Here is a 3,421-nt window from a genome sequence, read left to right as displayed (position 1 = left end):
ATTTCTTTTCCCAGCTTCACGGCCTGTATCTTATATTCTGGATCATATTGTCTATTCTTTGCCATTTTTTCGTCTCCTCCTGACTCTTTGATTAGCTTAAATCCTTGTGAATCAGTTGTCAACTAAAACTATACAATATCATCAGTACTAACTCTACAGTACGCCGCGACTCTAAGCTTTGGCTTATCTTCCTGCTGTCTGGCTGTGTTTCCAACTTGCCTTCGTGCAGGAATAACCATTACATTTCCCATTAAATAACCTCGCTTTCTATCAGGCTGTACAAGTATTCTGCTTGCCTGATTGGATTTTCGTAATTCTCTGTAATGTCACAAAGACGAAAGGCTGTAGATGGACTTTTTGCTTTGGGTGCATTGTAGCGGTCATTGCGTCCAAGCTTTGTGGAGCGCTTGTTAAGCTCAATTTCAACTGCATCGAAGGATTCCTTGTCAATGATTGCTGGATAGAAGTCATCGCCAAGATAGTGCATGTTTCGCATCATTCTTTTTGCGCCAGAATGAAGTAGGTCAAGTCCAGCTTCCTTTGCGGCATTGGTGAGCGACAGACCGCTTAAGTAATTCTTGTAAAGCTCACGAACCTGTGCGGCAGCTGCTTCATCAATTACAGCTTTTCCATCCTCAATTCGGTAGCCATAAGGTGTGTGTCCCATCAAATTCTCTCCTTAAATGTAAGACCGCAGTGAAGTGCAAATCCGATTGATTGTCGGCTGTAAACTTCAATGTGGTCAACGAATAGTTCAAATAAATTCTCAGCATATTCCAGCAGCATTTCGCCACGCTCGCAATAGTGTATCAGGCGCTCTGTTTCGTAAACCTTAGTGGTATCGCCCGTCATGGAGCTGTTCATCGCCTCAATGTCGCTTCTGTACTCATTTGCCTGAGTAAGTAGTGCATTGTTCTCTTGGGTGAAAAGAATCTGGTCGATGTAGCCTTGAGCCATCAGCTTATGCAGGGTCTCACGCTGTTCAGCATTCTGCTCCAGTAATGTTTCTAATTGCTGAATGCGAAGTAATGCTTCATCACTTGTGTTTACCTGAAGTGATTCAAGATAAGGTTTCAAGACCAGCTTGTGGCAGTAGATTAGTTTGTTAATCATTGTTGCAAAAGCCAGCTTGATATCATCATCTCTTAAGTAGAGCATGGAACATTTACTGGTGTCAGCTAAGTGTGTGTTGCAGACCCAAGCATGATATTTTCCATAAGTGCTGGAATGAATTCTTCTGCGGAAGGTGTCGCCACATTCATCGCAGATGATTTTGCCGGAAAAGGCGTATCGTTGCTGGTACTTATCGCTACCACGCTGGATGCCTTTTTCATTAGCTCTTTGCTCTATGAGAGTAGCAGCGGCATCGAAATCTTCGTGACTGACAATTGCTTCATGATGGTCTGCTACATAATACTGGTCAAGCTGACCATCATTCTTATGCCTATTGAAATTGCTGTCCGTGTAGGTCTTCTGGAAAATACAATCGCCGGTGTACTTCTCGTTTGCAAGAATGCCACGAATGCTGGTGGAAGTCCAGCGGCCACCTTTCTTGGTAGGTACATTTTCTTCGTTCAGACTTTTAGCAATGGCATCCGTTCCTTTGCCTGCAAGAAGCTCGGAAAAGATGCGCTTAACAATAACTGCTTGTTCTTGTTCCACGATGATTTCACCGTTTTCCCAGCGATACCCATAAGGAACATAGCCTAATTTGTAAGTCCCGTTTTCAAAGCGCTTCTTTATTCCCCACTTGTTATTCTCAGAAATAGAAGTGGATTCTCCTTCGGCCATTGAGCTTAGGATTGAAAGGAACAGTTCACTTTCCATCGAGCCGGTGTTAATGTTTTCCTTCTCGAAGTAAACAGGAATATTCAGATTCAAAAGGGTTCTGATGATGTCCAAGCAGTCCGTTGTGTTTCTGGAAAAGCGGCTGATTGATTTTGTAATTACAAAGTCAACTTTCTTGGCCTTGCAGTCCTCGATGAGTCGCATGAGCTTTGGACGTTTATCTGCTTTGGTTCCAGTGATTCCTTCATCAAAGTAAAGACCTGCGAACTCCCAGTCGTCACGAGAATTAATGTAATTCTTGTAGTGCGTTTTCTGTGTTTCCAGACTTTCAAGCTGTGCATCAGAATCTGTGGAAACTCGGCAATAAGCTGCAACCTGAAGTTTTTTCTTAGCTGAACTGGAAGGCTGTATTTTATCAATTTTAGTAACCTTCTTCACGGTAATTCACCTCCTTTGTCAGTGTATATACATCACTCTAAACGCTACATTTATCAAGTGATTTTGGGCATAATCTCGGCTAACATAGGAGAGAATGTGTCGCGGTTTATCTGCGTTAATTTGTTGAATTCCACCAAGGAAATAAGTCCAGCGGATAGCAGCATATTTGCTGTTTCCTGTGCCATGAAGTAGTCATAATCCTGTTGAAGCTCTATATCTGTTAATGGCTTAGTAGGAGCCTTCAAGTGCGCCGCTATGTCAGTTGTTTGTAATACAGTTTTAGTTTCTGCCTGCATAAGAGTACCTCCAATTCTTAGTTCTTCACTTTCCACTGGAGGTTTGCAGACGGTTTGAGCGGTGAAATATTGAGTAATGACAAAGTCTATCAAGGTGTATCTATAAACTTTGTATAGGGATAAATAATTTAGCCTATATAAAAGTTAGGAAAATACCATTGATACACTTTGCAGAAATAGAAAAAGGCCCGTAGATACTCACTGATGGAGCACCCACGGGCCAGAGAAAAGCGATTATATAATTGTGCAGTAGTCCAGAGAAATCCAGCCAGCACCAGATTTCAGTTTACCCCAGCCCTTAGTAGAGCCAGCACCTGCTTTCACTTCTGTAATGGTGAAAACACCAACGCCGGTATAATAACCAGCAGTGCCATAATTGGTTCCTGCGCCTTTGCGGATGTTAAGGTCAGCGATAGATACCTTTACTAAGAAAGGGCACTTGTAAGTGGTTGTGTTTTCTTCAGGATAGATACTTTTGCCAGCAGAGTCGAATACATAGTATCCCGGATTCTTGTCCGCACAGGCTTTGGCATTATCCAGTACCTTATATGCTCCAAGCTGACTCTTACTATCAGACCAAGATTTACGCACACGATATAAAGTGGATGTAGTAGGTGTAGGAGCTGGAGTAGAATCTCCAAGTTGTGCAGTAACCTTAGATGCTAAGTCATTAAGTCTTGCATAGAGCCAGTTGCCGGGACAAGATTTATTAGCGAACCATCTGTGTACCGTGATAACCATTTCATCTGCAGCAGGATTGTGGAGTGTTATCATAAAAGTACAGTCAAAACGACAAGGAAATGATAAAATAAAGAAAACAGAGAGGACTGTACACCCAAATGGCAAAAAAATACACACCCGAATTCAGAGCAGAGGCTGTCAAGCTATCTCAAGAAATT

3 protein-coding genes and 1 pseudogene are annotated in these 3,421 nt (G+C 42.4%); all 4 read right to left on the bottom strand.

The window, feature by feature from the left end:
* Nucleotides 1-250 precede the first annotated feature (250 nt).
* On the bottom strand, nt 251-667 hold the full coding sequence (locus VB081_RS07165; RefSeq protein ID WP_323400142.1) for a hypothetical protein: 417 nt from the start codon (nt 665-667) through the stop codon (nt 251-253).
* A complete protein-coding gene (locus VB081_RS07160; protein ID WP_323400141.1) occupies nt 667-2,226 on the bottom strand; it encodes a recombinase family protein in 1,560 nt (519 codons plus the stop codon). Before VB081_RS07160 ends, VB081_RS07165 begins: the two co-directional genes overlap by 1 nt.
* 53 nt (nt 2,227-2,279) lie before the next feature.
* Entirely contained in the window at nt 2,280-2,522 is a 243-nt protein-coding gene (locus VB081_RS07155; RefSeq protein WP_323400140.1) for an SHOCT domain-containing protein, read from the bottom strand.
* 234 nt (nt 2,523-2,756) lie between these two features.
* Nucleotides 2,757-3,278: pseudogene (locus VB081_RS07150) on the bottom strand (hypothetical protein); the annotation flags it as partial.
* Nucleotides 3,279-3,421 lie beyond the last annotated feature (143 nt).

The organism is Christensenella sp., from assembly GCF_034927525.1.
Lineage (GTDB): Bacteria > Bacillota > Clostridia > Christensenellales > Christensenellaceae > Christensenella.
This window is presented reverse-complemented; position numbering and strand designations above follow the sequence as displayed.